Origin of the sequence: Methylocaldum sp., from assembly GCF_039794385.1 — a bacterium.
GTDB lineage: Bacteria > Pseudomonadota > Gammaproteobacteria > Methylococcales > Methylococcaceae > Methylocaldum.
The window spans coordinates 1-5,823 of record NZ_JBDIVO010000289.1; the positions used below are offsets into that span (position 1 = coordinate 1).

Here is a 5,823-nt window from a genome sequence, read left to right on the forward strand (position 1 = left end):
CTGATGGTCGGCGAGTTTCCCGAGCTGCAGGGCACCATGGGCCGCTACTATGCCTTGGCCGAGGGTGAGCCGGAGGAGATCGCCGCCGCCATCGAGGAACAGTATCTGCCGAAGGTGTCGGGCGGTCCCGTGCCGCGAACGGGCACCGGCCTGATGCTGGCTCTGGCCGAAAAGATCGACACCTTGACCGGCATCTTCAGCGCCGGCCTGATACCGACCGGCGACAAAGACCCCTACGCTTTGCGCCGCGCCGCCTTGGGCGCCATCCGCATCCTGCTCGAGGGGGAATTGGATCTGGATCTTCCGGAGCTCCTGGATTCAGCCCTGGCGCAGTTCCCCCATCCGTTCGACGCCGAAACGGTACATGCGAACGTTTACGACTTCATCCTCGAACGGCTCCGCGGTTACTGCCTGGAGCGCGGCGTCCGCCACGACGAGTTCGAGGCCGTTCTGGCGGTCAGGCCCGGCCGCCTGCCGGACTTTGACCGGCGCCTGAAAGCCGTTCGCGAATTCCGCCGCCTGGCCGAGGCCGAGAGCCTTTCCGCGGCCAACAAGCGGATACGCAATATCCTGCGCAAGGCGGAAGAGGAAGTCGTCGCCAATGTCGACGATCACGTGCTGACGGAAACGGAAGAGAAACATCTGTTGGAGGCCGCGCGGCAAGCCAAGGAAGACATTCTTCCGCTGCTGCACGAACGGGACTATACGGCGGCCTTGTGCCGTCTGGCGCAGCTCCGGGAAACGGTGGACGCCTTCTTCGACAGCGTCATGGTGATGACCGAGGATGCCGAGCTTCGCCGCAACCGGCTGGGCCTCTTGGCGATCGTCGAAGGACTGTTCCTCAACATCGCCGACATCTCGAAGCTTCAGGGATAAGCGGTCCCGCGGCATGTCGAAATTCGTCATTCTGGACCGCGACGGCGTCGTCAACGAGGACTCCTACGCCTATATCAAGTCGCCCGACGAATGGGTGCCCATTCCCGGCAGCCTCGAAGCGATCTCGCTTCTGACCCGCGGCGGCTTTCGCGTCGTCATCCTGACGAATCAATCCGGCATCGCCCGCGGATTGTTCAATCTGGCTACGCTGGAAGGTATCCATCAAAAGATGCGCGATGCCGTCGAGTCTGCCGGAGGACGGATCGAGGAGATTTTCTTCTGCCCGCACGGCCCGGAAGACGGCTGCGGCTGCCGGAAGCCCGAGCCGGGCTTGTTCCGCGCCTTTGCCGAAAAATATCAGGTCGATCTGAGGTCCGTACCCGCGGTGGGCGATTCCTTCCGGGACGTTCAGGCCGCACAGGCGGCCGGGGCGCAACCCATCCTGGTTGAAACGGGCAAAGGCATGCGGACTTTGGCCCGCCATCCGGATCTCGACCTTCCTATTTTTCCAAATCTCTATGCAGCGGCCCAATATATCCTTTTTAACGCTGATTAGCGTTTGTTTGCGTTCGACTCTCTATTTCATCGGCCAGGTCTTGTCTACCCTCCTGCTGGGGCCGGTGCTGCTGACGGCCTATCCGCTCCGGTTCGAAACCCGCTATGCCATCGCCGGCCTATGGGTACGGTTCAACTTATGGATGTTGGAAACCGTTTGCGGCTTGAAGTATGAGGTGCGCGGGCTCGAGAACATCCCGGAGCGAAGCGGCATCATACTCTGCAAACATCAATCCGCCTGGGAAACTCTGGCTTTGCAAGCCATATTCCCGCCCCTGGTGTTCATTCTGAAGCGCGAATTGCTGCGCATCCCGGTATGGGGTTGGGCCATGGCTACCTTGGAACCGATCGCCATCAACCGGCAGGCGAAATCCGCCGCCATGAAGCAGATCCTGAGGGACGGCGAAAAACGACTGAAAGACGGGCGCTGGGTCGTCATTTTCCCCGAGGGAACTAGGGTCGCGCCCGGACAGAAAGGACGCTACGGGACTAGCGGCGGAATACTCGCTCATCGCGTCGGCTGTCCGGTAGTCCCCGTCGCCCACAATGCCGGCGAATACTGGACACGGCGGGCTTTTCTCAAATTTCCCGGTGTTATCCAGGTGCGCATCGGACCGCCGATCGATGCGACCACGCTGAGCTCCAGCGAAATCAACCACCAAGCGGAACATTGGATCGAAAGCCGAATGGCCGAAATCAGCGGCTTCGGCCCGTACGCGGGGACGTTTCCACCGAGCGGCGCGCCGACGGTATCGCAGTAGTCCCGTTTCGGCTTCCGGGCTGAATTGATAGGTCGGAAATCCCTTGCCGACGAATGCGGTCTGTCCGGTCTCTCCGATGGCAAACGGTCGCGTTAGGGCTTTGTCGGCAAAGGATTGCCGACCTACAACTGGGCTTGGACAAAGGGAAGGCAGCCGTTCCGGGTTCTCGCGTGCTAGGAACCGCGTGCTCTGTAGCGCTGCAAACAAGCCTCGGCTTCATCCAGGTCGTTATGACAGCGGTGCACCCAGTCTTCGCCCCAATAGAAGTTGCAGCTCGTTTCGGCACGCAATAGCCGCCAGAAGGCTTCGTTCAGTTCACCCTGCTCCTCTTCTGTCAAATCCTTGGCTACAGCGGCATTTCGGGCTTGGTGTACCGCCATGCTTACGGCCTGCAATCGCGCCAGAGAATCTTTTTGCGTTTGCGAACCGGTCCATTGCAGAAAATCCCGTCCGTGATGCCAACCGGTATTCCAGGCTCCGGTTCTTACCGTAACTTCACCGTACGCGCCGAACCGGTCCAAATAATCCTTGATAAAAGCCGGTTGAATTAAACTTTTCTTGCGGGCTTCATCCAACAATTCCCGGTAAAACGCACCCCAAAAATTCACCTCGTTGGTCGTGTTCCGGAACCAACCCCCGTTCTCGCCGTCCGTGCAGGTCGTGACCAGCGGTTCGAAATCGCAGCATTGCGTTCGCTGAGCCAGTTCTTTCGCGAACCAAACGTAGTCCATGCCCGATTCCTGAGCGTCCGAAAGCTCCCGGTCGCGTACGATGACGATGATTTCCGACCCGTTATGGCGAGCAATATGGGGACGATAGCGAAGCTCGTGCCATTGCATGGGCGTCACCGGCTCCACGTGCTCGCTGTCGACGATCACATAACGGTAGCCAAATTTCTTGAGCAGCGGAATCAGCTCCATGGAAAATCCCATCTCGGGAGGCCAAAACCCTTGGAACGAATTCCGCCAAAACAGATGGCCGGCAATGGCCTGCCAGCGTGCCAGATGTTCGTCGCGATCCGCCTCGGGGATGAGCGGCAACACCGGGTGGTAATAGCCCGTACCGAGGATGTCGATGATCCGCTCGTTCTGGAGGTGCCAAATCAGCGACCCGCAATCGACGATGCCGTAAACGCGACTCTGGAACTCCGGATTCGACAAGGTTTCGAGGAGCGTCCCGGAAAGCGACAGATGGACCCGCGCGATGTCGTCGTAATCCCATAGGAATCTCGGAATCCGATCGTAGGCATAAAGAATTTCCCGAGCCTCCCAGGGCTGTTCGGAAAGGAGATGGTCCAGATTGCCGGGCGGCTGATGCAGGTTCAATACCAGGGCGTGATGAATGGCAGACATAATCCCTCGATGTGTTCAACTCGATCACGAACTCGTGAGGCTTATTATGCCTTCTGGCGAGTCCGTTTGGGACACGCGGGCGTGGGCGAGTTTCGCTTCAGAATGGCGGGCGAAGTGGGATTAAAGCGCTGCGTTCAAGGATCGGCCGATCTTTCCACTCCATCGACGAACAGCTTCTTGACGGAGCCGTTGGCGATGTATTTCACGACCGAATTCTTCCCTACGGTGCCGTAGGACACGCCGTTCCACGTCAGTCTGCCGTCCTTGACCTCCACGCGATCGCCGTTAATCGAGATGATCCCCTGTTGACCGCTAATCACGGCCTGCGCGTGGGAGCCTCCGAGCGAAACGGAGGAGACCGAACTGGACACGGTTGAACTTGAAACGTTGGCCGCGTAAGCCGCGGTGCCCTGTCCCGTCGAACACATAAGTAGGAGCGATGAAGCGAATGTCAAGAACTGTTCCTTGTTCATAATTCCTCCCGATCAAATAAAAGGTTCCTCATATCCTAACGCCGTCGCTCACGAGGCGCCAATGCGCACATGGTTACTTCGATGCCTTGTGTAAGCGCATCAAATTTTCTTATAATGGGCAGCTCTCATCGCCGGTGTAGCTCAGTCGGTAGAGCAGCACATTCGTAATGTGCGGGTCGTAGGTTCAAATCCTATCACCGGCTCCAACGCCTTTTAGGCGCTGGCGCTCTGTTTTCACTTCCTTCGGTTCATCATCGTCCCCCGGGACTCCATCCCCGGGTAACATGCCGGAGAAGGGCGCCATGGCCATCTGTATCACCATCACCAGCACCAAGGGCGGCGTCGACAAGACCACGCTGACCGCCAATCTCGGCGCCTATCTCGCCGATCCCGGCCAGACCGTCCTCCTCGTCGACGCCGATCCGCAGCCCACCCTCTCCAGCTTTTTTCCGCTCCGACACCGCGCTCCGGGCGGTCTCACCCGGCTGATGGTCGAGGCAGCCTGCGAGGACGTGATCAGCCAGACCACCCTCGACCGCCTCGATCTCGTCTATTCCGACGATCCGGACGGCAAGCTCCGCGACTGGATCCGCGATGCCGTCGACGGGCGGGTGCGTCTCAAGCACCTCCTCGGCCGTCCGCCCTTCGTCCAGTACGATATCATCCTGATCGACACCCAAGGCGCGGTCGGTCCTCTCCAGGACGCCGCGGTCGCCGCCGCCGATATCCTCCTCTCCCCTATTCCGCCGGAAATCCTCTCGGCCCGCGAGTTCGTCCGCGGCACCGTCACCATGCTGGAACGGCTACGGCCCATGGCGTTCCTCGGCGCTCCCATCGGTCCCTTGCGCGGCATCCTCTACCGCCTGGACCGCTCGCGCGATGCCCGGCGGATTGCCGAGGAACTCCGGCGTGAAGCCTATCTGCCGAGCAAGGGAGCCATCACCATCCTCGAGACCGCCATTCCCGCCTCGGTCGTCTATCGCGAGGCCGCCACCTATCGCACCCCGGTGCACCGGTTCGACCGTCGCCGCGGGACCACGCCCTCGGCCCTGGACACCCTCGAGGCCCTGGTCGCGGAGCTGTTTCCGCATCTGAAGACGTCGCCGACCTCATCGGGGGAGTAGACCGTATGGCCAAGCGCACACCCGATGTCCGCGCCTTGTTGCAGGAGGGGTCCTTCGGTCCCCATCGCGACGGGCACCTGCCGCCGGCCGACCCGGTCGCGCCCACGCCGATGATCCTGCCGGTCGCGGCCATCCGGCCTTACGACCGCAACCCGCGCCGTCGGCCCAATCCCAAGTACGAGGACATCTATCACTCGATCAAGGCCAAACCCGGTCTCGCCGACGATCCGCTGACCGTCACCCGGCGGCCCGGCGATGAGCACCTCATCGTCAAGGCCGGCGGCAATACCCGCCTCGAGATCCACCGGACCCTGTGGCAGGACACGGGCGATCCCGTCTATCGGGACCTCTTTTGCCTGTTCGTGCCCTGGGAATCCGAGTCCGAGGTGCTTAGGGCGCACATCGTCGAGAACGAGGCGCGCGGCGAACTGAGCTTCATCGACCTCGCCCACGCCGTGATGGACCTGAAACGCCAGATCGAGACCGAGACCGGCGACACGCTCAACCGCAGCCAGTTCCAGCGGCGCCTGGGCAGCCTCGGCTACGTGATCTCCCGGCGCCAGCTCATCCGCTACGAGTTCGCCACCGAAGTCTTGGAGCCCCTGATCCCGAAGGCGTTCGCGGCGGGACTGGGCGGCTGGCACGTCGACCTGATCCGCGACCTTCACCGCGCCTATCGGCG

General features: G+C 61.1%; 7 protein-coding genes and 1 tRNA gene. 6 read left to right on the forward strand and 2 right to left on the reverse strand.

Annotated features, from left to right (window positions below; translation table 11 throughout):
* The 3 genes from glyS to ABJK70_RS18830 form a co-directional block, all read left to right on the forward strand.
* Window positions 1-876, forward strand: an 876-nt coding sequence (gene glyS, locus ABJK70_RS18820; protein WP_347258759.1) for a glycine--tRNA ligase subunit beta, incomplete at its 5' end; no start/stop codon positions are given.
* A 13-nt stretch (window positions 877-889) separates the two neighbouring features.
* A complete protein-coding gene (gmhB, locus tag ABJK70_RS18825) occupies window positions 890-1,432 on the forward strand; it encodes a D-glycero-beta-D-manno-heptose 1,7-bisphosphate 7-phosphatase (protein ID WP_156881967.1) in 543 nt (180 codons plus the stop codon).
* 7 nt (window positions 1,433-1,439) lie between these two features.
* Window positions 1,440-2,192 carry a lysophospholipid acyltransferase family protein gene (locus tag ABJK70_RS18830; RefSeq protein WP_240502674.1) on the forward strand — a complete coding sequence of 251 codons (753 nt, stop codon included), beginning with the start codon at window positions 1,440-1,442 and terminating at the stop codon, window positions 2,190-2,192.
* Between the two features lie 173 nt (window positions 2,193-2,365).
* Here the strand turns inward: ABJK70_RS18830 and ABJK70_RS18835 are convergent, their stop codons facing one another.
* The gene (locus ABJK70_RS18835; protein WP_347258760.1) at window positions 2,366-3,544 is read right to left on the reverse strand and encodes a glycoside hydrolase family 57; all 1,179 of its coding nucleotides are present in this window, start codon (window positions 3,542-3,544) and stop codon (window positions 2,366-2,368) included.
* Between the two features lie 134 nt (window positions 3,545-3,678).
* Window positions 3,679-3,864: a hypothetical protein gene (locus ABJK70_RS18840; protein WP_139840956.1), complete on the reverse strand. Its 186-nt coding sequence runs from the start codon at window positions 3,862-3,864 to the stop codon at window positions 3,679-3,681.
* A 283-nt stretch (window positions 3,865-4,147) separates the two neighbouring features.
* Here ABJK70_RS18840 and ABJK70_RS18845 point away from each other — a divergent pair.
* From ABJK70_RS18845 to ABJK70_RS18855, 3 genes are all read left to right on the forward strand, one after another.
* Window positions 4,148-4,223 (forward strand) — tRNA-Thr (locus ABJK70_RS18845).
* A 96-nt stretch (window positions 4,224-4,319) separates the two neighbouring features.
* On the forward strand, window positions 4,320-5,141 hold the full coding sequence (locus ABJK70_RS18850; RefSeq protein WP_347258761.1) for a ParA family protein: 822 nt from the start codon (window positions 4,320-4,322) through the stop codon (window positions 5,139-5,141).
* Window positions 5,142-5,146: 5 nt separating this feature from the next.
* Window positions 5,147-5,823 (forward strand): ParB family protein (locus tag ABJK70_RS18855; RefSeq protein WP_347258762.1); only part of this gene is annotated, 677 nt, incomplete at its 3' end.